The organism is Nonomuraea sp. NPDC050394 (assembly GCF_044459065.1).
Taxonomy (GTDB): Bacteria; Actinomycetota; Actinomycetes; order Streptosporangiales; family Streptosporangiaceae; genus Nonomuraea.
In genome coordinates this window covers 319,673-344,729 of sequence record NZ_JBITIO010000012.1, presented here as the reverse complement: position 1 = coordinate 344,729, position 25,057 = coordinate 319,673, and the positions used below count along the sequence as shown (strand labels likewise).

20 protein-coding genes are annotated in these 25,057 nt (G+C 71.5%); 10 read left to right on the top strand and 10 right to left on the bottom strand.

What is annotated here, in order from left to right; genetic code table 11:
• Positions 1-152: 152 nt before the first annotated feature.
• Positions 153-1,079 (bottom strand): AraC family transcriptional regulator, encoded by a 927-nt coding sequence (locus tag ACIBKY_RS38865; protein ID WP_397104909.1) that lies wholly within the window; start codon positions 1,077-1,079, stop codon positions 153-155.
• A gap of 142 nt (positions 1,080-1,221) precedes the next feature.
• Here ACIBKY_RS38865 and ACIBKY_RS38860 point away from each other — a divergent pair, with 142 nt between their 5' ends.
• Positions 1,222-2,271 (top strand): saccharopine dehydrogenase family protein, encoded by a 1,050-nt coding sequence (locus ACIBKY_RS38860; protein ID WP_397104907.1) that lies wholly within the window; start codon positions 1,222-1,224, stop codon positions 2,269-2,271.
• A gap of 482 nt (positions 2,272-2,753) precedes the next feature.
• On the opposite strand, the gene ACIBKY_RS38855 is transcribed toward ACIBKY_RS38860, so the two are convergent.
• Both ACIBKY_RS38855 and ACIBKY_RS38850 read right to left on the bottom strand, forming a co-directional pair.
• Positions 2,754-3,239, bottom strand: coding sequence for a MarR family winged helix-turn-helix transcriptional regulator (locus ACIBKY_RS38855; protein ID WP_397104906.1), 486 nt, complete (start codon positions 3,237-3,239; stop codon positions 2,754-2,756).
• Positions 3,240-3,469: 230 nt separating this feature from the next.
• Positions 3,470-4,255, bottom strand: coding sequence for a carbon-nitrogen hydrolase family protein (locus ACIBKY_RS38850; RefSeq protein WP_397104904.1), 786 nt, complete (start codon positions 4,253-4,255; stop codon positions 3,470-3,472).
• Positions 4,256-4,337: 82 nt separating this feature from the next.
• Between ACIBKY_RS38850 and ACIBKY_RS38845 the strand changes: the two genes are divergently transcribed.
• A complete protein-coding gene (locus ACIBKY_RS38845; protein WP_397104931.1) occupies positions 4,338-5,060 on the top strand; it encodes a glyoxalase in 723 nt (240 codons plus the stop codon).
• On the opposite strand, the gene ACIBKY_RS38840 is transcribed toward ACIBKY_RS38845, so the two are convergent.
• The 4 genes from ACIBKY_RS38840 to ACIBKY_RS38825 are packed head-to-tail and all read right to left on the bottom strand — an operon-like array spanning position 5,057 to position 11,784.
• Entirely contained in the window at positions 5,057-5,464 is a 408-nt protein-coding gene (locus tag ACIBKY_RS38840) for an SgcJ/EcaC family oxidoreductase (protein ID WP_397104902.1), read from the bottom strand. The two genes, ACIBKY_RS38845 and ACIBKY_RS38840, sit on opposite strands and share 4 nt — an antisense overlap.
• Positions 5,465-5,501: 37 nt before the next feature.
• The gene (locus ACIBKY_RS38835) at positions 5,502-7,985 is read right to left on the bottom strand and encodes a BTAD domain-containing putative transcriptional regulator (protein ID WP_397104900.1); all 2,484 of its coding nucleotides are present in this window, start codon (positions 7,983-7,985) and stop codon (positions 5,502-5,504) included.
• The gene (locus tag ACIBKY_RS38830) at positions 7,985-9,079 is read right to left on the bottom strand and encodes an SWIM zinc finger family protein (RefSeq protein WP_397104898.1); all 1,095 of its coding nucleotides are present in this window, start codon (positions 9,077-9,079) and stop codon (positions 7,985-7,987) included. Before ACIBKY_RS38830 ends, ACIBKY_RS38835 begins: the two co-directional genes overlap by 1 nt.
• Positions 9,076-11,784: a DEAD/DEAH box helicase gene (locus tag ACIBKY_RS38825; protein ID WP_397104896.1), complete on the bottom strand. Its 2,709-nt coding sequence runs from the start codon at positions 11,782-11,784 to the stop codon at positions 9,076-9,078. The genes ACIBKY_RS38830 and ACIBKY_RS38825 overlap by 4 nt, the downstream gene beginning before the upstream one ends.
• 101 nt (positions 11,785-11,885) lie before the next feature.
• On the opposite strand from ACIBKY_RS38825, the gene ACIBKY_RS38820 reads away from it, so the two are divergent.
• The 3 genes from ACIBKY_RS38820 to ACIBKY_RS38810 are packed head-to-tail and all read left to right on the top strand — an operon-like array spanning position 11,886 to position 14,240.
• Complete coding sequence (locus tag ACIBKY_RS38820) at positions 11,886-12,503, top strand: DedA family protein (RefSeq protein WP_397104894.1); 618 nt, start codon at positions 11,886-11,888, stop codon at positions 12,501-12,503.
• The gene (locus tag ACIBKY_RS38815) at positions 12,487-13,605 is read left to right on the top strand and encodes a sensor histidine kinase (RefSeq protein WP_397104892.1); all 1,119 of its coding nucleotides are present in this window, start codon (positions 12,487-12,489) and stop codon (positions 13,603-13,605) included. Before ACIBKY_RS38820 ends, ACIBKY_RS38815 begins: the two co-directional genes overlap by 17 nt.
• Positions 13,596-14,240: a response regulator gene (locus ACIBKY_RS38810; RefSeq protein WP_397104890.1), complete on the top strand. Its 645-nt coding sequence runs from the start codon at positions 13,596-13,598 to the stop codon at positions 14,238-14,240. Before ACIBKY_RS38815 ends, ACIBKY_RS38810 begins: the two co-directional genes overlap by 10 nt.
• On the opposite strand, the gene ACIBKY_RS38805 is transcribed toward ACIBKY_RS38810, so the two are convergent.
• Entirely contained in the window at positions 14,221-15,306 is a 1,086-nt protein-coding gene (locus tag ACIBKY_RS38805) for a sensor histidine kinase (RefSeq protein WP_397104888.1), read from the bottom strand. The genes ACIBKY_RS38810 and ACIBKY_RS38805 overlap by 20 nt on opposite strands.
• Positions 15,307-15,328: 22 nt before the next feature.
• On the opposite strand from ACIBKY_RS38805, the gene ACIBKY_RS38800 reads away from it, so the two are divergent.
• The gene (locus ACIBKY_RS38800; protein WP_397104886.1) at positions 15,329-15,748 is read left to right on the top strand and encodes an SRPBCC family protein; all 420 of its coding nucleotides are present in this window, start codon (positions 15,329-15,331) and stop codon (positions 15,746-15,748) included.
• Here the strand turns inward: ACIBKY_RS38800 and ACIBKY_RS38795 are convergent.
• Positions 15,739-17,892, bottom strand: a complete 2,154-nt coding sequence (locus ACIBKY_RS38795) for a transglycosylase domain-containing protein (protein ID WP_397104884.1) — start codon at positions 17,890-17,892, stop codon at positions 15,739-15,741. The two genes, ACIBKY_RS38800 and ACIBKY_RS38795, sit on opposite strands and share 10 nt — an antisense overlap.
• 458 nt (positions 17,893-18,350) lie before the next feature.
• Positions 18,351-19,934 carry a helix-turn-helix domain-containing protein gene (locus ACIBKY_RS38790; protein ID WP_397104929.1) on the bottom strand — a complete coding sequence of 528 codons (1,584 nt, stop codon included), beginning with the start codon at positions 19,932-19,934 and terminating at the stop codon, positions 18,351-18,353.
• Positions 19,935-20,064: 130 nt separating this feature from the next.
• Between ACIBKY_RS38790 and ACIBKY_RS38785 the strand changes: the two genes are divergently transcribed.
• Genes ACIBKY_RS38785 through ACIBKY_RS38770 form a run of 4 tightly spaced genes read left to right on the top strand, consistent with a single transcriptional unit; the run spans position 20,065 to position 25,055 of the window.
• Positions 20,065-21,930 (top strand): SIP domain-containing protein, encoded by a 1,866-nt coding sequence (locus ACIBKY_RS38785; protein WP_397104882.1) that lies wholly within the window; start codon positions 20,065-20,067, stop codon positions 21,928-21,930.
• 40 nt (positions 21,931-21,970) lie between these two features.
• Complete coding sequence (locus ACIBKY_RS38780) at positions 21,971-22,960, top strand: ABC transporter substrate-binding protein (protein ID WP_397104880.1); 990 nt, start codon at positions 21,971-21,973, stop codon at positions 22,958-22,960.
• The gene (locus ACIBKY_RS38775; RefSeq protein WP_397104878.1) at positions 22,957-24,000 is read left to right on the top strand and encodes a FecCD family ABC transporter permease; all 1,044 of its coding nucleotides are present in this window, start codon (positions 22,957-22,959) and stop codon (positions 23,998-24,000) included. Before ACIBKY_RS38780 ends, ACIBKY_RS38775 begins: the two co-directional genes overlap by 4 nt.
• On the top strand, positions 23,997-25,055 hold the full coding sequence (locus ACIBKY_RS38770) for a FecCD family ABC transporter permease (protein WP_397104876.1): 1,059 nt from the start codon (positions 23,997-23,999) through the stop codon (positions 25,053-25,055). Before ACIBKY_RS38775 ends, ACIBKY_RS38770 begins: the two co-directional genes overlap by 4 nt.
• Positions 25,056-25,057 lie beyond the last annotated feature (2 nt).

The following is a 25,057-nucleotide window of genomic DNA, read 5'->3' as shown; positions in this document are numbered from 1 at the left end:
CTCGATCAGAGGGTGTCGTCAAATCTTCTAATCCCGACATGCCTGCCCTGCACGGGCTCTGGCCGTGGGGAGGCGAGGTGGGGCGCAGAACTTGAGCAACCAGCGTGTCATAGGCCGCCAAACCTTGAAGATCCCTACGCGGTTGTTGCGCTTCAGCCGGCGTGGTGCCGGTAACTGCCGGGCGGTGACCCGTACTGGCGTTTGAAGGCATGGGTGAAGGTGTACTGCGAGCTGTAGCCGACCTGCTGGGCGATCGTGTTGACGGGGGCGTCGGAGGCGCGCAGGAGCCGGGCGGCGGTGGTCATCCGCCACCATGTCAGGTAGGTGAGCGGTGGCTGGCCGACCAGATGGGTGAACCGCCGGGCGAAGGCGGCGCGGGACAGACGGGCCTGCGCGCCCAACTCCTCGACGGTCCATGGCCGGCTGGGGTCTTCGTGGATGGCGCGGAGGGCGGCGGCGACGGCGGGGTCGTGCAGGGCCGCGGCCCAGCCGGTGGCGGAGTGGCCGGAGACGCGCTGTTGTTCGAACCACGCGCGCAGGATGTAGAGCAGGAGAAGATCCAGCAGGGTGAGCAGGATGGTGTCGGAGCCTGGGCGGGCGTCGTTGTCCAGTTCCACGCCGAGGAGTTCGATCGCGGCGCGGAGTTCGCTGTGGCGCCCTACCCGCGTCGGCAGGTGGATGACCTCGGGCAGGTCGTTCAGGAGTGGATGTGGCCCGGATCCGTCCAAGAGGTAGGCGCCGCAGAGCATGACCACCGTGGGCGGCCGGTTGGCTGAGGGGTGGTCCTCGTGGCCGTCTTGGACTCCGGTGAGTGTTGTGGGCGGTTCGCCTACAGGGGTGGACGGGTCGTCGGCCAGACCGTGTGCGGATCCGCGCGGCAGGAACGCCACGTCGCCCGGCCCGAGCGCGATCGGCTCACCCTGCGCTGGGAGAAGCCAGCACGTTCCCTGGAGAACGATGTGGAACCCGGCGGACGGCATCGCCGGAGACCGCAGGGCGAAGGGAGCGGACCTGGTCACCCGGCCCGAGTGGGGTCGACCGGTACGCGCCGCACTCACCACATCAGACAGAACATCCACGCGGCCAGTGTAAGAAACGACGGCCTCTGTGAAGACGATGGCGCAAATTCAAAAGTGAATCACGCATTCAATCGTCTTGCATCTGCGCCTTAACGTGCTTGTGGGCTAAGCAACCGCGCAGCTCCCATCGTGAGGAGATGACATGAAGATCGCCGTCTATGGCGCGAGTGGATACCAGGGAAAGCTGGTGCTCGCCGAACTGGCACGACGTGACATCGAGACGGTCCTGGCCGGACGTGATCTCGCGCGCCTGGAGGAGGCCGCCGCGGCGGTCGGTCTCCCCGACGCGGAACGACGCGTGGCCGACACCAGCGACCATGAGGCGCTGGTGCGCGCGTTCCACGACTGCGCCGGCGTCATCAACTGCGCCGGACCCTTCACCTCCTCAGGTGAGGCCGTGGTCCGCGCCGCGATCGCCGCCGGCTGTCACTACGTCGACACCTCAGGCGAGCAGCTCTACGTCAAGAAGATCTTCGACACCTTCGCCACGGAGGCGGAGAACGCCGGGGTCACCGTCGTACCCGCCACCAACGGCGGCTGCGTCCCGGTCGACCTCATGGCCCACATCCTGGCCGACCGCCTTGAATCGGTCGAAGAGATTGTCACCACCCACGTGGTCGTCGGCGGCGGCATGTCACGCGGCTCGTTGCGTTCGCTGGTCGAAACGACCGACGCCATCAAGGCGGGAGGCATGACCTACCACGACGGCGACTGGCGCCCCGGCATGCCCGCCCGCCACACCGCGATCACGCTGCCCGGACAGTCGGAGGCGACCCCGGTGATGGCCTTCCCCGTGTCGGAGGTAGTGACCATCCCCCGTCACATCCGCGTCCGGCATGTCCAGGGGCTGACCGAGGCGGCGTTGGGCGCCCAGCTGAACACCCCGCTCACCCCAGAGATCATCCAAAGCCTGCCGGAAGGACCCGATGAGGACAGCCGACGCACCCAGCACTTCACCTACGTGCTCGACGCCACCAGTACCGACGGCCGCCGCGCCCGCGGCATCGTCCGGGGCCCCGACACCTACGGCATTACCGCGGTGATCGCCGTCGAAAGCGCCCGCCTTCTCATCGCCGAACCTGCCAAGCCGGGAGTACTCGCACCCGCCCAGGCATACCACCCGACCGCCTTCCTCGACTTTCTCATCCCGCATGGGATCCAGTGGATCGTCGAGGACGCGCTGGCAACCTGACAATGAGCCTTCTCCGGAACAATCAGCCAAGGTGTGTGATCGTCTGGGCAGTCGTCGTATCCCGATCAGGCCCAGCACTTTCCCGACCCTCTTCGGGCTAGCCCCCGACGACCTGTAGATCAGCTACCTGGCGGCTGGGGACATGTTCGGGAGCTGAGGGCCGTCGAGGTGGCGAATCGCCTCCTCATCCTGCGAGCCGGACGCACCCGTTCGGCACATCCCGGGAGTACGGGCCTTTTGTATGGCGGTGGCCTGAGGTCTGAATCGCCGCTCGGCCGACCCGAGGCGCGGGGCAGAAGGTTGCCTTGCCACGCTGCGGTTGTGCGGCTATGCACGTTGCGTGGCCAGGTAGGCAGGCCAACACACCTGCTTGGCCCGCTACAGCTTGCGCCGCGGGGTCGCACCACGGCCCGCTACGGGTCGCCCGGCGTAGTCATGGGGCGGCAGGTCAGAGGCAGTGGCGGCTCGAGGGCCGGGGCGGGTCAGTGGTCCAGGTTGGTGAGCATGGTGCGGGTGATGCGGTCGAGGGTGGCGGTGTCTTCGGGGGAGAGGGTGGTGGCCAGGCGGGCCAGGGTGGCGGCGTGTTCGGTGAGGGTTTCGTCGATGACGCGGCGGCCCTCCTCGGTGAGCGTGATGCGGAAGCTGCGCCGGTCGGCGGTGTCGAGGGCGCGCTCGACGAAGCCCGCGGCCTCCAGACGGTCGAGGCGGTTCGTCATGCCGGCGCGCGACATCATCAGGACCGCCGCCAGTTCCGACGGGATCAGCGTGTACGGCGGGCCGGATCGCCGAAGCGCCGCCAGCACGTCGAACTCGCCCTGCCTCAGCCCGTGCCGCGCGAACACCTCCTCGACCGCCGCCTCGATCCGCCGCGTCACCCCGGCGAGCCGCCCGAACACCCCGATGGGCGAAAGATCCAGATCCGGCCGCTCCCGCTGCCACGCGGCGAGGATGCCGTCGAACACGTCCATGCCGCGCAGTTTATTCGAGGCCCGATAGTCGGAAGCCGAAGCGTTGCATACGGTTTTGGTTTAGCGGAAGCACGCTGACCATGAACGTGCAGGGCACTGCTGAGGCGGGTCTGGCAGGGGGCGCGCAAGGAGTTCGCGCGGGTGGCGAGTCCGGATGGCGACCAGGGCCGTCAACGCGCACGGGCGCGCGGGTTCGCCGCCAGGGGCAAACGGCACCGGCACCGCCGTAATCAGCCCGCCGCACGCGGGTACCCCGCACGGGCGTCCTTCTCCCGCAGTCCCGCCATCTCGGCCCGCGACAGCACCGCCGTGAACACCCCGGGACCGGTCGCGGCCTGGGTGAGCCGGGTTCCGTCCGGATGCCAGGCGCCGCTGCCCCCGCACGACACCCACCCCGGCCCGCTCCCGGCGTGATTGGCCACCACGGCGAACATCCGATGGTCCATCGCCCGCGCCCCGAAATGCAGATCGATCCGGCGCGTCTCCTCCAGGGTGTACAGCGCCGAACCCGCATAAACCTCCGCACCCCGCCGGGCCGCGTCCTCGGCATGGCCGGGCACACCGGCGTCGTAGCAGATGGCCAGTGCGACCCGCCACCCGTCCACGTCGAGCGGCGCCCCCGGCCCGGCGGCCCGGAACAGCTCCCGCTCACGCCCGTGCAGATGGCACTTCCCGTGCACGCGCACCTGCCCGTCGGCAGAGAACGCCAGCGACGCGAGCCACGCCGTCCCGTCGGGGTGCCGGTAGGCGGCACCGGCAACCGCCGTCAGCCCACCATCCCGTACGGCCCCGCGCACGACATCCAGCCGAGGGTCGTCCTCACTCACCCAAGCACCAGGATCGCGGAGAAGATCCAGGTCATAGCCAATAAGAGAGAGCTCGGGAAACATGACCAGACTCGCACCGGACGCGGCGGCGTCCTTGATCGCGAGGGCGGCGGCACCGGCATTGGCGGCCACGTCGCCGGGTACCGAGGAGGTCTGGGCGAGCGCCACGGTCAAGATCTCATAGGACACGCAGGCATCCTACTTGCCGCTTTGGAACGGTCCATAGGCGAAATTTCGTGATCCGTTCTACCCTCGCCACGTGACTCCAACGATGCCCCAGAACGAGACCACCGTCCCGGTCCTGCCGTGCGTGTCCCTCGACGAGACGCTGGAGTTCTACCAGGCGCTCGGGTTCGAGGTCACCCACAAGATGACCAAGCCGTACCTGTACCTGGCACTGCGGTGGAGCAACGTCGAGCTCCACTTCGGCAGGCCGCCCCAGGGCATGGACCCGGCCAACGAGGACGGCGGCGGCTGCCTCGTGATGGTCGACGCGGTGGCGCCGTACCACGCACATTTCAGCGCCGCGATGCGCGGCGCCTACGGCAAGGTGCTGGCGTCGGGACGGCCGCGCATCACCCGCTACCGCAAAGGCGCCACCCGCTTCACGCTCATCGACCCGTCGGGCAACTCGATCATCTTCATCCAGCGCGACGAGCCCATGGAGCTGGAGTACGGCGGCGACAAGAACCTGCCCCGCCTGGCCAAGGCGATCGACAACGCGCGCATCCTGCGGGAGTTCAAGAACGACGACCGTGCCGCGTTCCGCGCCCTGACCTCCGCTCTGCGCCGGCACGCCGACGACGCCCCGGCCGTGGACCGCGCGCTGGCCCTGGCCACGATGATCGAGCTGGCCATCGCCCTGGACGAGCGCGACAGGGTCGACGCCCTGGTCATTGACCTGAAGGCGGTCCCGCTGACGCCGGAGGAGCAGGCCCGCGTCGCCGCCGAACTCCAGGAGGCCGACTCTCTGGAGTCCTGGCTGAGCGATTAGAGGTGTGGTCGAATACGGCTGTTGTGGAAGCTGGTGAACAGCCAGCCCTCGTCCGTCCGCACGGCCACGAGGGTCTGCTGGGACAGATCCTCGGTCCTGCACTGGGTGGCGCCGTCGCGCAGGACGCAGTTGCCGACCGTGATCATGACGGCGGTGCCGGGAGCGGGGAAGCGGATGTGGGTGTGCTGGGCCTCGGACATCCGGGTGCCCTTCATGAAGCCGTCGAAGCCCTCCTGCATGCTGAGCGCGAGCGCCTCCCGGGTCTGGATCAGTTCGCCGTTGGCCGCGATGAAGTCGGCGTCGTGGGTGAAGGTGTCGGCGAAGGCCTGACCGTCGCCGTCGGCCCAGGCGGCCAGCTGCCGGCGTGCGAGGTCCTTGATCGCGTTCTCGTCGTCAATCGTCATGGACCCGACCTTGCCGGGTGGCGCTCTCAGATCGCTCTCAAACGGCTTCCGCCCACGCCTGCCGTACCTGATCGGTGATGTTCAGGTCGTGGGCCAGGGCGAGAGCCTGGGTACGGGCGGCGTCGGCCGCCTGGTGGTCGCCGGCGCCGGTGTGCTCGGCGGCGAGGTAGGCCAGGGCCATGGCCGCCTCCCAGCCGCCTCCGGCCTCGCGGAAGGCTCGCGCCGCCGCGGCCAGGTGGTGGCGCATCGCGGGGGCGTCGCCGGCGCGGTCGTGCAGCATGGCCTCCACCACCGAGAGCCTGCCGCGCATCCACGGATCGGGATGCGGTTGCCCGCGCACGAGGGCGGACAGGTCGCCGGTCCTCAGCGCGTGGATGATCGTGTCCTCCACCCGGCCGGCCGGGGGCGGAGCCGGGGGGAGGTCCGCGGCTCTGGCGGGTTGTTCGCACAGGTGGGCGTGGAACAGGCACCAGGCCGTGGCGGCCGCTCGCGCGCCCTCGGGCGCCGGGCCCGGCACCAGCAGGGCGGCGCGCAGGCGCGTGGCGGTCTGGGCGTGGTCGTCGTGGCCGGCCCAGAACGCCTCCAGTGCCAGCGCCAGGCGGAGCGCGGTGGCGGCGTCGCCGTGTTCGCGGGCGTGGTGGAAGGCCACCAGCAGATTGTCCCGGTCGGCGGCCAGGTCCGCCGTCCACCGGCGCTGTCCGGGGCCGCGGATGTGCGGGGCGGCGCGTTCCGCCAGGTCCAGGAAGCAGGCGGCGTGCTCGTCCTGTGCCGTCTTCAGCTCGCCGCGCTCGTCCAGGCGTTCGCGGCCATAGGCGCGGATCGTGTCGAGCATCCGGTAGCGGCCGGCGTGCGCGCCGATCAGCGAGCGGTCGGCCAGCCCGCTCAGCATCTCCCATGGAACCCCCAGCCGCGCCGCGCTTTGTTCGGAGAACGTCCCGGCGAACACCGCGAGCCTGGCCGCGTGCCGGCGCTGGGGCTCGTCGAGGAGGTTCCAGCTCCAGTCGACGACCGCGCGTAGCGTGCGGTGCCGGGGCGAGCCGGTACGGCTGCCGCCGACCAGCACCCCGAAGCGGTCGCCCAGGCGGGCTGCCAGCTGTTCCAGGCTCGCGTACCGCAACCGGGCGGCGGCCAGTTCGATCGCCAGTGGCAGCCCGTCCAGGTCCCGGCAGATGCCGGCGACCGCGGTCAGGTTCCCGGGCGACAGCGTGAAGTCGGGGTCGGCCTCCGCGGCCCGCTCGGCGAACAACCGTACGGCGGGGCCGGCCGCCGCGTCCTCGCCCGGCCCGGAAACGGGCAGGGGACGCACCGGCCACCGCGCCTCCCCGGCCAGGCCGAGCCGTTCCCGGCTGGTCGCCAGAATCGTCAGCCGGGGACAGTGCCCGAGCAGCTCACCCGCCAGCCCGGCGGCGCCCTCGACCACGTGCTCACATCCGTCCAGCACGATCAGCGCGGGCGGGCCGGCGAACGCCTCGGCCAGGCGCGCGATCACGTCGCGGGCCTGGCCGGGCGGCAGTGACTCGCGCAGCCCGGCGGCGGTCGCCACCGCCGCGGGCACGTCGTCGTCACCGGCCACGGCTCCCAGATCCGCCCACCACACGCCGCCGGGAAAGTCCGTCCTGAGATCCCCTGCCACGGCGGCGGCCAGCCGCGACTTTCCCACCCCTCCGGGACCGGCCAGCGTGACCAGCCGGGCGCCCGCCAGCCGTTCACCCACCCGGCGCCGGTCCTCCTCCCGCCCCACGATCGTGGTCAGCGGCTCCCGCAGGTTGCCGCGCGCCCGCACCTGCGCGGGGCCGGACGAGCCCCGCAGCAACGCCGTGTGGATCGCCGCCAGCTCGGGGCCGGGGTCGGCGCCGAGCTCGTCGGCGAGCCGTACGCGGAAGCGCTCGTAGGCGGCCAGCGCCTCGCTCGGCCGCTGATCCGCGCGCAGCGCCCGCATCAGCAGCCCGTGAGCACGCTCGCGCACCGGGTACGTGGCCGTGTGCTCCTCCAGTAATGCCACCAGCCGCGACGGCTCCGCCCCTGCCACGAGCCCGGCCTCGATCCAGTCCTCCGTCGCCGTCAGCCGGGCCTCCCGCAGCCGCCGGGCCGCCGCGGCGACGAACGGGGAGTCGGCCACGTCGGCGAGCGCGTCGCCCCGCCACAGCGCGAGCCCCTCACCGAGGAGGCTCTCCGAGGTACGCGCCCGGCCCTCCCGCAGCGCCCGGCCGCCTTCGAGGGCGAGCCGCTCGAACAGGTGCGCGTCCACCGAGGACGCCTCGACGTTCAACCGGTACCAGCCCTGCCCGGACTCCAGAGTGTCCGGCAGCGCGCCGCGCAACCGCCACACCAGCGACTGCAGCGCCCGCACGGGATGCTCCGGCAGCCTGCCCGGCCACACCGCCTCCGTCAGCGCGTCGACGGCCACCTGGCGACCGGCGTCGAGCGCCAGCCGGGCCAGCAGCGTCCGGGGCCGTCCCGGCAGGGTGGCGGTCCCGGACAGGGTTGTCGGCCCGAGCAGCCCGATCCGGATGCCGCTCATCAGTAGGCGAGCGCCGCGGGGTCGCGTTCCGGTGCTCCGGAGGGCCACCATTCGCCCTCGCGCAGCGTGAACGGATACCAGCGGCCGTCCTTGCCCAGGCGCAACTGCAGCGAGCCCAGCGTCCAGCGGTTGCGGGCGGCCTGCACGGGCGGCAGTTCCTCGCGCTGCCAGGCGGCCTCGGCCCTGGCCAGTTCCTGCCTGCCGGGGGTCCAGGCGTGTTCCAGCACCTCCAGGCCGGCCGGCCCGCCGTACTGCCAGGCGAGGACCGCGGGCGCGTCGCCGATGTCCAGGTCGTGCTCGGCGGCCAGCCGTACGCGGTCCTGGCGCTCGGTGAGGACGACGGGGCTGCCGCCCGACAGCAGCTCGCGCGCCCGCGCCGACGCCGAGGCGGCCAGGACCTTCAGGGCCGCGACGTCCACGCCCGCGGCCGCCTCCAGCTCCAGCGGGACGTACTCCACCGCGGCGGGCGGCGGCGCGGGCAGCGGCGGGACGCCGAGCGAGAACGCCGCCGCCGCCGAAACACCCGTCGGGGCGGGTGTGGGGGCGTCACGCAGCTGAAGGGCCTCCAGCAGTTCGGTACGGCCCCGCCCGCGCAGCAGAAGCAGCATGAACGGGTCCCCGTCCAGCAGCCAGGACGTCTGGTAGCACAAGGCGGCCGCGTGCTTGCACGGATGCCCCCAGTCGGGGCAGTCGCACTCGGGCTCCAGGTCGCCGACCGTCGGCAACAGCGGGACGGCGGCGTCTTCCGCCGCTTCGACCAGGGCGTGCGGCACCTCCCCGTCCAGGAGCGCGGCGATGTGCCCGGACTGGGCGGCCACCTGGTCGAGGAAGCGTTCCCATTCGGCGTCGGTGAGCTGGGCGACGCGTACGACGGTGTCGTACTCGCCCTCGGTCGTGGCCGCCAGCCGTCCGGGCGAGACGGCGATGGGCCCGACCTGCCCGGTCTTGGCGTAGGCGCGGCCCTTGCGCAGGAGGGTGTGGTCCAGGGAGGTGTCCTCCATGGCCTTGACCCATGCCAGGCCCCACCAGGAGGTGGCGAAGCGGGCCCCGGCGCGTTGCGGCGGGAAGGCGGGGAATCCCTTGACGGCGGTCATCTCAGCTCCACCAGGGTCGCGAGTTCGGCGTCGGTGAGTTCGGTGAGGGCGGCCTCGCCGCCGGCCAGCACGGCCTCGGCCAGCGAGCGCTTGGCGGCGAGCATCTCGGCGATGCGGTCCTCGATGGTGCCTTCGGTGATCAGCCGGTGGACCTGCACGGGACGGGTCTGGCCGATGCGGTAGGCGCGGTCGGTGGCCTGGTCCTCCACGGCCGGGTTCCACCAGCGGTCGAAGTGGATGACGTGGTCGGCGCGGGTGAGGTTGAGCCCGGTTCCGGCGGCCTTGAGTGACAGCAGGAAGACCGGGACCTCGCCGTCCTGGAAGCGCCGGACCATCTCCTCGCGTTTGGGCACCGGGGTGCCGCCGTGCAGGAGCTGGGTGGCGACGCCCCGTCCGGCCAGGTGCTTCTCCAGCAGCCTGGCCATGGCCACGTACTGGGTGAAGACCAGCACGGCGCCGTCCTCGGCGGTGATGGTGTCGAGCAGTTCGTCGAGGAGTTCCAGCTTGCCCGAGCGGCCGGTGAGCTGGGGCGCCGCCTCGTGCAGGTATTGGGCGGGGTGGTTGCAGATCTGCTTGAGCCCGGTCAGGAGCTTGACGATCAGCCCGCGCCTGGCCATGCCCTCGGCGGACTCGATCTGCGCCATGATCTCGCGCACGACCGCCTCGTAGAGCGCGGCCTGCTCGGTGGTGAGCGGCACGGGCCGGTCGGTTTCGGTCTTGGGTGGCAGTTCGGGCGCGATGCCGGGATCGGACTTACGGCGCCGCAGCAGGAACGGCCCGACCAGCCTGGCCAGCCGTTCGGCCGCCACGGAGTCGCCGGACTCGACCGGCTTCGCCCAGCGGGCGCGGAAGCGGGCCAGCGAGCCCAGCAGGCCCGGCGTGGTCCAGTCGAGGATCGCCCACAGCTCGGACAGGTTGTTCTCGACCGGCGTGCCGGTCAGCGCGACGCGGGCCGCGGCGGGGATGTCGCGCAGTGCCTTGGCGGTGCCGGAGGCGGGGTTCTTGACGTGCTGGGCCTCGTCGGCGACGAGAAGGTCCCACGGATGGGCGGCCAGCTTCTCGGCATCCAACCGCATCGTCCCGTAAGTCGTGAGAACAAAGCCTTCGTCGGACAAATCGCGATTCGTCCCGTGATAGCGGCGCACCTGTACCCCCGGCGCGAACCGGGTGATCTCCCGCTCCCAGTTCCCCAGCAACGAGGCCGGGCAGACCACCAGCGTGGGACCGCCGCCCCGGTGCAGGTGGAGAGCGATCAGCGTGATCGTCTTGCCCAGGCCCATGTCGTCGGCCAGGCACGCGCCCAGGCCCAGCGAGGTCATCCTGGCCAGCCAGCGCAGGCCGCGTAGCTGGTAGTCGCGCAGCGTCGCGGCCAGCCCGGACGGCACGCCGATCTCCTCGGGTTCGGCCAGCCGGTCGCGCAGCTCCAGCAGCCAGGCGCTCGGCTCGACCTCGACCTGCTCGCCGTCGACCTCCACCGTGCCGGTCAGCGCGGCGCCCAGGGCGTCGATGCCGCTCAGCGGCTTGAGCTCGCGCTGGCGGGCCTTGAGCGCGACGTCGGGGTCGATGAGCACCCATTGGTCGCGCAGGCGGACGACCGGGCGGTGCGCCTCGGCGAGCTGGTCCATCTCGGCCGCCGTCAGCCGCTGCCCGCCCAGCGCGAGCTGCCAGTTGAAGCTGGTCAGATGGGCTCCGCCCAGATAGGACGGCAGGTCGGAGGGAGCCTGCTCGTTCTCGCCGAGCACGGCGCGGGCGCTGAGCCCGCGCACCATCGACCTGGGCCAGTGCACGTCCACACCGGCGCCGGTCAGCCGGGTGGACGCCCCGGCCAGCAGTTCTTCGACGTCGCCGTCGGTCAGGACGAGCTCGTCGGGGACGGCGCTCTCCAGCAGTCGTTCCAGTGGGGTCCAGGCCTTGGCGGCGCGGCGCACCGCGATGATCGTCTCGATCCTGGCGCGGGCGCCGAAGCCGGGGTCCTCGCCGGCCCACAGGCCGGCCGCGTCGACCACGAGTGAAGGGTCGGCCAGGCTGTGGAGCTGGACCACGGCGCGGAACTCCGATCCGGCCGGGTCGTCGCACTCCAGGCGCAGCGACAGCCGTACCCCGGAGTCGAGACCCGCGGCGACCTCCTCCGCCCACGGGCGCAACTGCGGCACCTTCACCGGGCGCATCGCCGCGAACGCGGAGGTTCCCGTCGCGCGCACCGCGCCGGGCGAGCGCGGCATCGCGTCGGCGACCGCGTCGAGGAAGGCCCGCACGTGGCTCTCCGCGTCGGGCAGCACCGGCCCGTCAGGACCTTCCTCCAGCGGTACGGCTCGCGCCGCGGCGGGCATGGCGTCGGCCAGTTCCCTGATCCTGGCCACGTCGGCGGCGTCGAACGGCCCCGCCCGCCACGCGTCATGGTCGCCGGCCGACACCCCGGGCAGGATCCGCCCCCTGGTCACCAACTGGAGCGCCACCAGCGCCGCGGCGCCCCAGAAGCGGGCGGCCGGGTGCGCCTCGTGGTCGGTCCTGGCCCTGGCGAGCACGGCGACCGCTTCCGAGACGGGAATTCTGCGCACCGGAACCCGGCGGGTACGCACCGCGCCGCCATCCTGCTCGGCCACGGTGACGCCGTCCTCGCCGTCGGGGACGAGGAAGGCCATCGTCCCTGCTCGTGGTGGATCGCCGGGCTCGAAGACGACGGCATGCCGTACCAAGGAAGTCACAGCCGTACAGTGTACGGTACATGGACCTGTGGTTTACCCCACCACGATTCGGGAGTAGGCCTCATTCTCGCTTTGCCCGGATCTTGCCTAGCCTTCATGACATGACGGACTGGGTGGTTGACCTCATGGAGACCCTGGGCGCGCCAGGGGCGGGCCTCGCGATCGCGCTGGAGAACCTTTTTCCACCGCTGCCAAGTGAGGTGATCCTGCCGCTGTCCGGTTTCACCGCCAGCCGTGGTGAGATGGATCTCATCGACGCACTGGTGTGGACGACGCTGGGCTCGGTGGTGGGGGCACTGGCGCTGTACTGGGTGGGCGCCATGCTGGGCCGCGAACGCACGCTGCGCCTGGCGGGCAAGCTGCCGCTGGTGAAGATCTCCGACATCGAGAAGACTGAGGCCTGGTTCCAGAAGCACGGGAAGAAGACGGTCTTCTTCGGGCGGATGATCCCGATCTTCCGCAGTCTCATCTCGGTCCCGGCCGGTGTGGAGCGGATGCCGCTGCCTACCTTCACCCTGCTCACGCTGGCAGGCAGCGCGATCTGGAACTCCATCTTCGTGCTCGCCGGCTACTACCTGGGGGAGAGCTGGCACCTGGTCGAGGCGTACGTGGGGATCGGGAGCAAGGTGGTGCTCGGCCTCGCGGTGCTCGCCGTGCTGATCTTCATCGGCATGCGGCTCAGCGAGCGGCGGAAGGGCAAGCATGGGGCGCGTCGCTGACGCGCTGCGCCTGCTCTGGGAGATCGCGCTCGGCGCCCTCACCGCGGTGGCCGGGCTCGTCTTCCTGATCGTCGGCGCGCCGGTCCGCGCCTTCCGGACGGTGCGCGGGGCCACCTCGCCCACCGCGCTGGACCGGGCGGCGCTGTGGCTCGCGCGGGCCGAGGCGCGGCGGCTGCGGGTGCCGGTGGACGAGATCGCCGACGCCGGGCGGGCCATGGCCTATCTGGCGGCGCGGGTGCCGCTCGGTCTGCTCGGCGGCCTCGTGCTGTCGCTGCTGGAACTCGGAATCGCGACCGGGATCCGCGGGGGTTCGGCGTGGCTGCGTGGCGAGCCGTACAGCGGGCTGCTGCCCACGATCCCGCTGGTGCTCTACCTCGGCCTCATCGGGATCGTCATGCTTTTCCTCGACATTTCAGGACTTGTGGGCGTACGCGTGGTCGAGCGCCGCCTGGCCCGCAGAATGCTCGCCCCCGACCCCACCGCCGCGCTCATCCGGCGCATCGAGCAGCTCGCCGAGACCAGGGCGGGCATCGTGGCCGCCGTCGACGCCGAGCGGCGCAGGATCGAGCGCGACCTGCACGACGGGCTGCAGCAACGCCTGGTCGCGCTCTCCATGCTCATCGGCCGCGCCCGCCGCGGCGGGAAGACCGAACTGCTGGCCCAGGCGCACGAGGACGCGCAGCGGGCGCTGGCCGAACTGCGCGAGGTCGCCTGGCGCGTCTACCCCAGCGGGCTGGACACCCTCGGCCTGGCCGACGCGCTGGCCGGCGTCGCCGAACGCTCGAGCGTCCCGGTGCACATCCGCTGCGACCTGGCCCTGCGCCCGCCGATGGCCGTGGAGACCGCCGCCTACTTCGTGGTCTCGGAAACGGTGACGAACGCCGCCAAGCACGCCGCGGCCACCGGGGTGAGCGTCGAGATCCGGCAGGACGGGACAATGGTCGTCGTGCGTGTCGAAGACGACGGGTGCGGCGGAGCCGTACCCACGGGCGGGGGACTGTCCGGGCTCGCGCGGCGCGTGGCCGCGATCGACGGCAGGCTCCTCGTGGACAGCCCGGCCGGCGGGCCCACCGTGATCACCGCGGAGCTGCCATGCGGGTGATCCTGGCCGAGGACTCCACGCTGCTGCGCGAAGGCCTCGTACGGCTGCTGCACGAGGAAGGCCACGAGGTGCCCGCGGCCGTCGGCGACGGGCAGGCGCTCATCGAGGCCGTCGAGGCGCACGAGCCGGAGATCGTCGTCGTGGACGTGCGCATGCCGCCCACCCACACCGACGAGGGCCTGCGCGCGGCGCTGGAGATCCGGAGCCGCTGGCCATCGGTCAAGGTGCTGGTCCTGTCGCAGTACGTGGAGAAGAAGTACGCCACCGAGCTCATGACCGGCAGCGTCGACGGCGTCGGCTACCTGCTGAAGGACCGGGTCGCGCAGGTGGCCGACTTCCTCGACGCGCTGGAGCGGGTGGGGGAGGGCGGCGCCGCCTTCGACCCGGAGGTGGTCCGCCAGCTTCTGGCCCGCACCAGCCACACCGACCCGCTCTCCCGCCTGACCGCGCGCGAGCGTCAGGTGCTGGAGCACATGGCACAGGGGCTGACCAACGCCTCGATCGCCCAGGCGCTGCACGTCTCGCAGAGCGCGGTGGAAAAGCACGTCAACGCCGTCTTCGACAAGCTCGGCCTCTCCCACACCACCGGCTACAGCCGGCGTGTGCTGGCCGTACTCAGCTATCTGCAGTCGTGACGGGCAGGCTCGCCCGCACCTCGTAGCCGCCGCCGGGCAGCGGACCGGCCTCGACGCTGCCCCCGGCCCTGGCCAGGCGTTCTGACAGGCCGCGCAGGCCGCCGCCCGGTGGCCGGTCCGCGTGCTTGGGCGCGCCGTCGTCGCGGACCGTGAGCGCGGCGCCGGCCACCTCGAAGACCGCGTGGGCGGCCGTGCTGTGGCGCAGGATGTTCGTGGCCGCCTCGCGGGCCACCCACGACAGCAGCGCCTCGGCCTGCGCGGAGCGCGGCGCGCCGTCGCGGCGCACGACCACCTCCACGCCCGCCGCCTCCAGCGCCTCGCGGACGCGTTCCAGCTCCGCCGCCAGACTGACCTCACGGTAGCCGGTCACCGCCTCGCGTACCTCGGTCAGCGCCTGCCGGCCCACCGACTCGATGTCGGACGCCTGCCGCGCCGCCTGCTCGGGATCGCGTACGGCCAGCCGCCGCACCGCCTCCGCCTTCACCACGATCACCGAGAGCGTGTGGCCGAGCAGGTCGTGCAGATCCCGGGAGAAGCGCAGCCGTTCCTCCGCCACCGCCGCCTCGGCCAGCCGTTCCCGGGTGCGGTTCAGTTCGGCGATCACGACGTGCAGCCGCAGGAACGCCGCCATCACCACGCCCGTGCTGAACGACCCCCAGGCGAAGCCCATGATCGGCCCGATTCCCTCGCCGCCGCGCCACACCGCGAACGCGGTCAAGGCCGCCAGTGCGCCGAGCGCGAGCCGTACGGCCCGGTCCTGAAGCACCAGAGCGCAGGCCAGCGCGAGCAACGGGAACAAGTAAAACCAGCCGTTCGCGTAGACGAGCGCCATGCCCGTCACCACCGCCGCCATCGCCCCCACCACCCAGCGGGCGGCGGCGACCGGCAGCGGGGCCAGGATCAGCAGCGCGTACAGGCCGAGCGTGAGCGCCAGCCCCGCCCAGGCCGGCCACACCGGCTGGTAGACCCCGGCCAGACAGTCCCAGAGCACGCCCACGCCCAGCAGGCCGAAGCCGAGGAAGCCCTTGAGGCCGGGCTGCCGGGCGCCGGGGTGATCTCCTTGCATCCCTCCACCGTAGGCTGGGTCGATGAGCCTCAGGTACGCCGCCGTGGCCGTCGAGCTGGACGCACCGGCCGAGGACGTCTTCGCCCTCATCACCGACTGGCCCCGCCACCACGAGTGGATGTTCATGACCGACGCCCGGCAGGCCGGGCCGGACATGATCGAGGCTTACACCGGGATCAGGCCGTTCGGCTTCCTCGACACGATGACGATCACCGAGTGGGAGCCGCCACACCGGGTGCGGGTGGAGCACACCGGGGCGATCGTGCGCGGGGAAGGCGCCTTCCGGGTACGCCCGCTCGGCCCGCGGTGGTGCCGGGTGGTGTGGGCCGAGCGGATCGAGGTACCCCGGTGGGCGCTGCCGGGCTGGCCGGTGGTGCACGCGGCGACCGTTTTCCTGGCCCGGCGGTCGCTGCTCAGGCTGGGGGAGCTGGCTCAGCGCTGAGGCTCGTCCTCGCCGGGCAGCGGTCCCTCGTCATACGGCTCTTCCTCATCCGACGGCTCTTCTTCGCTGAGTGGCGCCTCTTCTTCGCTGGGTGGCGGCTCGCCGCCGCCGAAGCGGGCGGTGTTGAGCGGCGTGAACGGCGTCTGGGGCACCCCCTTGAGCGCCGCCATCATCGTCTCCTGCCAGATCGGCCCGGAGATCGTGGCTCCGGCCACCAGGCCGTAGTACCGGCCGCCGATCGTGACGCCGGTCAGCTTGTAGCGCTGCGCGCCGCGCAGATCGCCGATGCTGACCGCGGCCGCCAGATCAGGGGTGAACCCGGCGAACCAGGCGGCCGCGTAGTCGTCGGTCGTCCCCGTCTTGCCCGCGGCCGGACGTCCGATGCCGCCCACACCGCGCATCGTGCCCTTGGTGAACACCCCCGACAGCACGTGCGCGGTCGCGTCGGCCACCTCGGGGTCGATCGCCTGGCGGCATTCCGGCTCGTAGGTGGTCTTCTTGCCGTCGCGGTCGGTGATCGCGGTGATGGCCATCGGCGCGCAGTATTTGCCCCGCGCGCCCAGTGCCGCGTAGGAGGCGGCCACCGTCACCGGGTCGCTCTCGTTGATCCCGAGCGTGAACGTCTGGTACTCGCCCAGCGGCTTGCCGTCGGCCCGCTTGCTGCCGAGCGCCTTGGCCGTCTTGACCGTCTCGCAGAGCCCGACCCGCTGCTCCAGCTCCAGGAAGAACGTGTTGACCGAGCCCCAGGTCCCGGTCTGCAGCGTCTTGTACCCGCCGGAGCCCTCGTCGTTGGTGACGGTGTGCGTGGGGTCGCCGACGTTGCCGCCCTTGCAGTTCTTGAACGTGGAGTAGCCGGGCGCGCGGTAACCGGCTCCGACGGTCATCCCGTCGTTGACCCGCATGCCCTGCTGCAGTGCCGTGACCAGCGTGAACGTCTTGTATGTCGAGCCGGGCTGGAAGCCGGTCCCGCCGCCGTGGGCGACGTCGGCCACCAGGTTGTAGGACATCTGGTTCTTGCCGCTGCCGTACTCGCGGCTGGCCGCCATCGCCTTGATCTTGCCCGTGCCCGGCTGGACGAGCGCCTCGGCGGCCACGGGGTTGTCGGTGGCGTACACCCGCTTCTTGATCGCGCGGTCGGCCGCGGCCTGCATGCGGCGGTCGAGCGTGGTGCGGATCGTCAGCCCGCCGCGCTCCAGGAAGTGCTTGCGCGCGGTCCTGGTCTTGCCGAAGGACGGGTCGTTGAGGATCTCGTTGCGCGCGTACAGGCAGAAATAGGCATATGGGCTGGACTCACAGCCGCCGGGCAGCGGCACGCCCTTGTAGCCGAGCTTCTTGGCCTTGGCGGCGTCCGCGTCCTCCTTGGAGATCCTGCCGAGGCCGGCCATCCGGTCCAGGACGACGTTCCTGCGCTCCAGCAGCCGCGCGCGGTGGGCCTTGCCGACCGAGGGGTCGGTGTTGCTGGGCGACTGTACGGCTCCCGCCAGCGTGGCCGCCTGCCCGAGCGTGAGCTTGGCCGCCGGGACGCCGAAGAAGCGTTTGGCGGCGGCTTCGACACCGTTGGCACCGGCGCCGAAGTACGCGATGTTCAGATATTTCTCGAGGATCTGGTCTTTGGTGTACTTCTGCTCCACGGACATGGCGTAGCGGAGCTCGTTGAGTTTGCGGGCGTAACTGGTCTCCAGGGCCTTGGCCTTCTCCTCCTTGGTCCGGGCCTGGGTCAGGAGCACCTGCTTGACGTACTGCTGGGTGATCGTGGAGCCGCCCTCGCTGACGCCGCCCGCCGACAGGTTCTTGGCCAGTGCCCTGGCCATGCCCTGGAAGTCGATCGGGCCGTGCTCGTAGAAGCGGAAGTCCTCGATCGCGATGATCGCCGTCTTCATCGTCTCGGCCACGTCGGTCAGGGGGACGATCTCGCGATAGACCTCGTAGAACTGGGCGATGGGCTTGCCGGCGGCGTCCAGAAGCGTGGACTTCTCCGCCAGCGGCGGCTCCTTGAGCTCGACCGGTTGCAGCTCGCCGGTAGCCGCCATGATCGCCATACCCGCGCCCCCGACGGGCAGCGCCCCAATCCCCGCCGCGACGACCCCGGCCGCCAGCCCCACCCCCGCCAGCTGCGCGACGCTCCGACCAGCCCGCTTCCCCACCCCGTGCCCCCCGTTCCCCGAAATTTCGCATCACATAAGACCAGATCGGGCAGGGACATGTCCAAGACCGATATCCGCCATCCGGCGATGATGAAACGGCTATCGTCGCAGGTCTTTCGGCCCCTCCCGATGCCTCGATGGAACCTTGGCACGCGAATGCCGGGAGGTTACCCACCCCCACCCCGGCAGGCACCCCAGCCCGCCAAGCCGGCCTCCGCCACCGAACTACCCAGCACCCGCCGCCGGGTCCCGGCGGGCTGTCAAGGAGCCCACCTCTGGGCAAGCTGTCAGGCTGCCCAGCACGCGGTTCGGTGGCGGCTGTCCGGCTGTCAGGCCGCTCACCCAGGGTTGGGTGTCAGGCCGCCTGCCCGGGTGGCTGTAGGGCTGCCTGCCCGGGTGGCTGTCGGGCCGCCTGCCCGGGGTGGTTCCGAGGTCGCCGCGCGGGGCGGGCACGGTGGCTACTGGTTCTGGTAGTCGCGTGGCGACAGCCCGTGGAAGCGGGAGAAGGCGGCGCTGAACGTGGGCAGGTGGGCGTAGCCGGTGCGGCGGGCGACGGTGCTGGGCGGGGCTCCGCCGGCGAGCAGGTCACGGGCGATGCGCATGCGGGCGGCGTAGCGCCAGCGGCCCAGTGTCATGCCCGTCTCGTCGCGGAAGGCGCGGTGGATGTCGGCGGGGACGTCGACGTCACGCGTCCCGCCGGGCTCGCCGATACGGCGCAGGCACTCCATCGCGACGGCACGCGCGCGCGGATCGGTGGGCATCGGCACCGACAGCGCTCGCTGCGCGGCGACCTGTTCGGCGAACAGGCCGAGGATGTGGCGGGAGTCGTGGTCGTCGGGACGCAGTCCGGACCGGGCGCTGATCGAGCAGAACATCAGGTAGTCGTCCCACGCGGGTGAGAACCGTACCTGGAGCGGCGCCGTCAGCTGGAGGTCGCCGGTGCTCGCGTCGCCCAGCGGCAGGGAGACGGAGTTCTCGCGGAGGCCGGTGACATGGTCGACTTCCGCGGGGATCCAGGTGGCCACTCCGCGCTCCCGCTCGTAGCGTTGGTCGCCGATGTCCAGGTATCCGCTGCCCTGGTAGATCCAGCTGAGGACGTGGATGTCGTTGGTGTGCGGCGGCGTGCTGGCCGCGGGCAGCATGTCGGGCGCGGCGGGAGTGCCCGTCTTGCGCATCATCCGGACCAGGTCGTCGGTCTGCCGTGCCGCCGCCCCTTGTGTCAGCCCGTCGGCGCCGGGCCGGGCACAGAGTTCCCGGCCGAACTCGTGGGGGGTCAGTCCGAACCGTCCCTTGAAGGCCCGGGTGAGGCCGTTGCGGCTGGCGAAGCCCACGCGGGCGGCCACCTGGTCCACATCGTGACCGGCGGCGAGGAACTCCACGGCGGCGCCGAGGCGGCGGAGCAGCCGCCACTGCTCGAACGTGAGGCCGGTGTCGGCGAGGAAGTCACGGCGAAGGGTGCGTGCGCTGGAGAGCACCCGCGACGCCCATTGCTCGACCGTGAGGTCGAGCGCGGGGTCGCCGGTCAGTTCCTCGGCGACCGCTCTGGCGCCGCGGGCTCGCGGCATCGCCGGCGAGGCGAATCCCTCCGGGCCCGGATTCCGCCCGGCCTCGACGGGCGCCGGTGAGCGCGGGCCAGATCGCCGGAGGAGCTCCTTGATCGCCTGTGGGGAGTATCCGAGGCCGCTGAACGGGGTGACCTGCAGGTTGAACAGCTGGATCAGCCAGGTCTGCCAGCCGCTCGGAACGTCGAACCGCGTCAGTTCCGACAACCCCCGGGCGCCGACGCCGACGTGGGGGCACAGCGGGAAGGCGACGGTGCCCGGCTCGGTGGTGATCGCCCGCTCCGCCCAGCCGTCCGCGGGGATCCAGGCGCCTTCGCCGGCTTCAAGGTGGAGCGCCGGGCCGTCGTCGAGGCGCACGTGCGCCGTACCGGTGCGGACCCAGAGCAGCAGCGGCCGGACGGGCGAGTCCGCCGAGCCCAGCCGCGCGCCTGGAATGGGCGGTGGGTCGCCGGCGCCTGCGGCGAACGATGAGGGCACCATCACGTCCTAACCAGACGGCAGTCTGCGCACACCATTGTAGGTAAGGTTTACCTAACCTTACCAGTGCACGCCCTGCCTATGCCGGTGCGCGGCTTCCGTCCTCGAAACGATCGGAAAGTTCGGTTCCCGTATGCCCAAGACCTCGCGGCAGCTCACCGTGCACCCGCCGACCCTGCGTGAGGTCGAGGTGGCCCGGATCATCGACATCACCCCGGGGATGCGGCGGATCACGCTGAGCGGCGAACAGTTGCGCGCGTTCACCACCGCGGACGGCTTCGCCCGGCCGGCCTTCGCGTCCTCGGGCTTCGACGACAGCCTGGCGCTCTACTTCCCCTACCCGGGGCAGAGTGATCCGGTCCTCCCGGTCCAGAGCGAGGCCAAGCTGATCGTGCCCCGGGATCCTCGGCCCCTGTCGAGGACCTACACGGTCCGCCGGTGGGACTCCGAGGCCGGCGAACTGGACGTGGACTTCGTCAAGCACGGGGTGGGCGCGGGAACGACGTGGGCGTACCGCACCCGGCCGGGTGACCGCATCCACCTCAGCGGCCCCAGCACGTCCAAGGCGTTCCCCGCCGACGCCGGCTGGTGGCTCGTGGCGGGCGACGACACCGCGCTCCCCGCGATCGACCGCCTGCTCAACGAGCTCCCGCCCGGAGCCCGGGCGCAGGTGTTCATCGAGATCGCCGAGGACGCCCACCGCCAGGAGCTGTCCGAGCCGCCCGGGGTGGACGTGACGTGGCTGGTCCGCTCCGCCGTGCCGGCCGGGACCGTGTCGCCGCTCACCGAGGCCGTCCGCGGTGCGGAGTGGTGGCCGGGCCAGGCGTTCGCGTGGCTGGCCGGCGAGCACACGGCCGTCCGGGACATCCGCCGGCACCTGGTCGAGGACCGTGGCATGCCCAAGGACGACGTCGACTTCACCGGCTACTGGCGTCGCTCCGCGGTCGTCGCCCTGGAGACCGACGGCGCGGTACCCGACCCGGACAGGACGATCACCCCGTTCCAGAGGCTCCACGACCTGACCGAGCTCGTCGCGCCGATCGCGATCCGCACCGCCGTCGAGCTGGGCGTTCCCGATCTGGTCTCCCGCGGCGTGACCGGCGTGACCGAGCTGGCCGCCAAGACCGGCGCCGACGAGCGCGCTCTGGGCAAGCTGCTGCGTTACCTGCACACCCTGGACGTGGTGACCGAGACCGAACCCTCCCGCTACGCCCTGACGCCGGTCGGCGACGTCCTCACCCTCGACTTCATCGCCGACCGGCTCCACTCCGCCGGGGTGGTCGGCCGCGAGCTGCTCGGGATCCACGGCCTCACGGAGTCGGTACGCACCGGCCGGCCCGCCTACGCCTCGGTCACCGGCCAGACGTTCGCCGACGTGCGAACCGAGCAGGACTACGAGGACCGCCACCTGGAGCGCCTGGCGAAGTTCCAGCCCGCGCTGGCCGAACCGATCGCCACGTCCGGCCTGCTCGCCGGAGTAGAGCACCTGGTGATCCACTCCGGTGGTGCCGGCGCCCATGCCCGTGAGTACGTCGCCGCCCACCCGAGCCTGCGCGTGACGATCTGCGCCCTGCCCGCCCAGGCCGACTGGCTGCGCCGCGACCTGCCCGCCACGATTCCCGACGAGCGGCAACGCGCGCGGGTCAGCGTACTGGAGCAGTCCGTCTTCGAGCCCAGCCCGGCAGCCGACGCCGTGCTCGTCAGCCGCGCCTTCAAGACGCTGCCCGACGCCGACGCCGCTCACGCACTACGCCGGGCGGCGGAGAACCTCGTCCCCGGCGGACGGGTGCTGCTGATCGAGGACGTCTTCGACACCGACGACCTCGACGAGCACGACGGCGAGGAAGACCTGATCGGCCTGGTCTGCCACGGCTCGGGCCTGCGCACCGCGGCGGAGCTGGACGCCGTCATCGCCCGGGCCGGCCTCACGCGCGGGTCGGCGCACACCGTCGGCCTGGGCACCACCGTCCACGAGCTCCTCCGTTCCACCGCCGGCTGAATCCCTCCACCGCGAGAAGCAGAGAAAGAAGAGAACGCCCATGAGCAACACCCCCCTGAGGAGGCGCGGCGCAGCACTTGCCACCGCGCTGATGAGCGCGTCGCTCGTCCTCACCGCCTGCGGCGGTGGTGGCGGCGGCGACACCGTCCGCAAGGCCGCCGAGACCCGCAGCGTCAAAGCCGAGAACGGCACCATCAAGGTTCCCGTCGGCCCGCAGCGGATCGTCACGATCGGCAACACGAACCTCCCCTTCATCGATCTGGGTGGCAAGCCGGTGGGCGTCACCGAGCTGTCCCGCTCCGAACTCGAGGTGCTGCCGGAGGAACAGAAGACGGTGTACGAGGCGGCCGAGGTCGTCGGCAGCAGCGGTGGTGAGGTGGACGTCGAGAAGCTCGCCGCCCTCAAGCCGGACCTCATCCTGGTCCAGTTCCACTCCAACGACTGGGACAAGGTCGGCAAGCGGCTCGAGACGATCGCCCCGACCGTGTACTGGGGGCTCGACACCGAGTGGAAGGCCTTCGCCGACGCGATCGCGGAGGCCGGCAACGTCACGGATGCGCTCAGCCAGCAGAAGGCGGCGTTCACGAAAAAGGTCGCCAAGATTCAGGCGACCTACGGCAAGATCATCGCCGGCAGCTCGTTCGTCGACGTCTCCCGCGGAGACTGGAACGATCCCGCGACGTTCCACATCGCGGACATCGGCTGCTCCGAGATCGCCCGGGACGACATCGGCCTGAACCTCCCCGAGGCGGCCGAGGGCAAGGACCCTCTGGCCTACGAGGCCCTGCCGTTCGAGCAGATCGGTAAGCTGTCCAAGTACGACGTGATCACCTACCCCGTCGACGCCGAGGGCAAGCCGACCAAGCCCTTCGTGCCGGTGATCGAGACCAACACCTGGAAGGCGCTGCCTGCCGTGAGCAGCGGCCGTGCGCTGGGAGTCTTCTGCCCCGGCAACAACTCCTACGGGCCCGTCAACCGCTACCTCGACTCGCTCGACAGCGCCCTGGCGACCCTCCCAGCCAAGAAGTGACAGCCCTCTCCCTCCGGCAGGACGGTCCGGGCACCGGGACGGTGCCCGGACCGCGTCGCCGGCTGCTCGGCCTGGTCGTCGCGCTGGTGGTGCTGGCGGTCCTGCTGGTGCTGAGCGTCATGATCGGGTCGACGGCGATCGGGCCGTCAGTGGTGTGGGACGCGCTGTTCCGCTCCTCGCCCGACATCGACCAGTTCGCGATCCGCGACTTCCGGCTGCCGCGCACGATCGTGGGTCTGGTCGTCGGCGTCGCACTCGGTTTGTCGGGCGCGTTGATCCAGGCGCTCACCCGCAATCCCCTGGCCGATCCGGGTATCCTCGGCGTCCACGCCGGCGCGTCCTTCGCGGTGACGGTCGCCGTGGGCCTGTTCGGCGTCCGCGACTCCCAGGGCTACGTGTGGTTCGCGATCGCGGGGGCACTGATCGTCACGCTCCTGGTGCTCACCCTCGGGTCGACACGGCAGGGCTCCTCGCCGGTGGTCATGGTGCTCGCCGGGCTCTGCGTCAGCGCCGTGCTCGGCGGCGCCAGGGAGGCGCTCCAGCTGACCAACCCGGACGCCTTCGACGCGATGCGGTACTGGAACGCCGGGTCGATCGCGGGCCGTCCGCTCGAGGTCGTATGGCCGATCCTGCCGTTCTTCGCGGTGGCACTCATCCTGGCCTTCGCGGTGTCGGGCGCGCTCAACGCTCTGGCTCTGGGCGACGAGCTGGCAGTCGCCCAAGGGGTCCGGCTGGTACGCACCCGTGTGCTCGCGGTGATCGCACTCACCCTCCTCGCCGGTGGCGCCACCGCGATCGCCGGACCCATCGTGTTCGTCGGACTCATGGTGCCGCACGTGGCCCGCTGGATCGTCGGCCCGCACCAACGCTGGATCTTCGCCTACAGCATCCTGCTCGCCCCGAGCGTGCTGCTGGTCTCCGACATCCTCGGCCGCGTCGTGATGAGACCCAGCGAGATCCCCGTGGGCGTCGTCACCGCCTTCGTCGGCGCTCCCGTTCTCATCGCGCTGGTGCGGCGGAAGAAGGCGAGCGGACTATGAGCACGCACATGCCGCGGGTGGACTTCGGACGGCGGGTGCTGGTGCTGCGGCACCGGCGGATCGCCGTACGGCTCCAGTGGCGCTCGGTCGTCGTCTGCGCGGTGCTCGCGGTCGCGGTCGCAGGTACGGCGGTGCTCGCGCTGATGACCGGCTCGTACGGCCTGAACCCGGGTCAGGTGCTCTCCGCGCTGACCGGCCGGGAGACCGGCATCGTCCACGACATCGTGGTCGAGTGGCGGCTGCCCCGGGTGGCCGCGGCGCTGGTGTTCGGCGCGGCCCTCGGGGTGAGCGGGGCGATCTTCCAGTCGCTGTTGCGCAACCCGCTCGCCGACCCCGGCATCATGGGGTTTTCCCAAGGCTCCTATTCCGGCGCGCTGATCGTGATCCTGGTCGTCAACGGCACCTACGCGCAGCTGGTCGGCGGGGCGTTGCTGGGCGGGATGGCCACCGCCGTGGCCGTGTACGTGCTCGCCTATCGACGAGGGGTGCAGGGGTTCCGGCTGATCGTCGTCGGCATCGGCGTCTCGGCGATGCTCGCGTCGCTCAACACCTGGCTGATCCTCCAGGCCGACCTGGACCAGGCGATGTCCGCGGCCGCGTGGGGCGCCGGGTCGCTCAACGGCGTGTCCTGGGACCAGGTCGTCATCGGCGGCGCCTGCGTCGCCGTACTCCTGCTGCTGGCCGGGGTGTTGAACCGGCCGATGCGGCAGATGGAGCTGGGTGACGACGCGGCCGCCTCGCAAGGGGTACGGGTCTCGCCCGCACGCCTCGGCCTGATCCTGGTGGGCGTGGCGCTGACGGCGACGGTCGCGGCCGCGTCGGGGCCGATCGCGTTCATCTCCCTGGTCGCACCGCAGATCGGACGCCGGCTCGCCCGCACCGCCGGGATCACCCTCGCCCCCGCCGCACTCGTCGGCGCGCTGCTGTGCCTGGCGTCGGACTATGTCGCCCAGCACGTCGCACCCACCCCGCTGCCGGTCGGCATCATCACCGTCGTGCTCGGCGGCGGCTACCTCGGATACCTGCTGTTCACCGAAGCCAGGAGACGCCTGTGAAC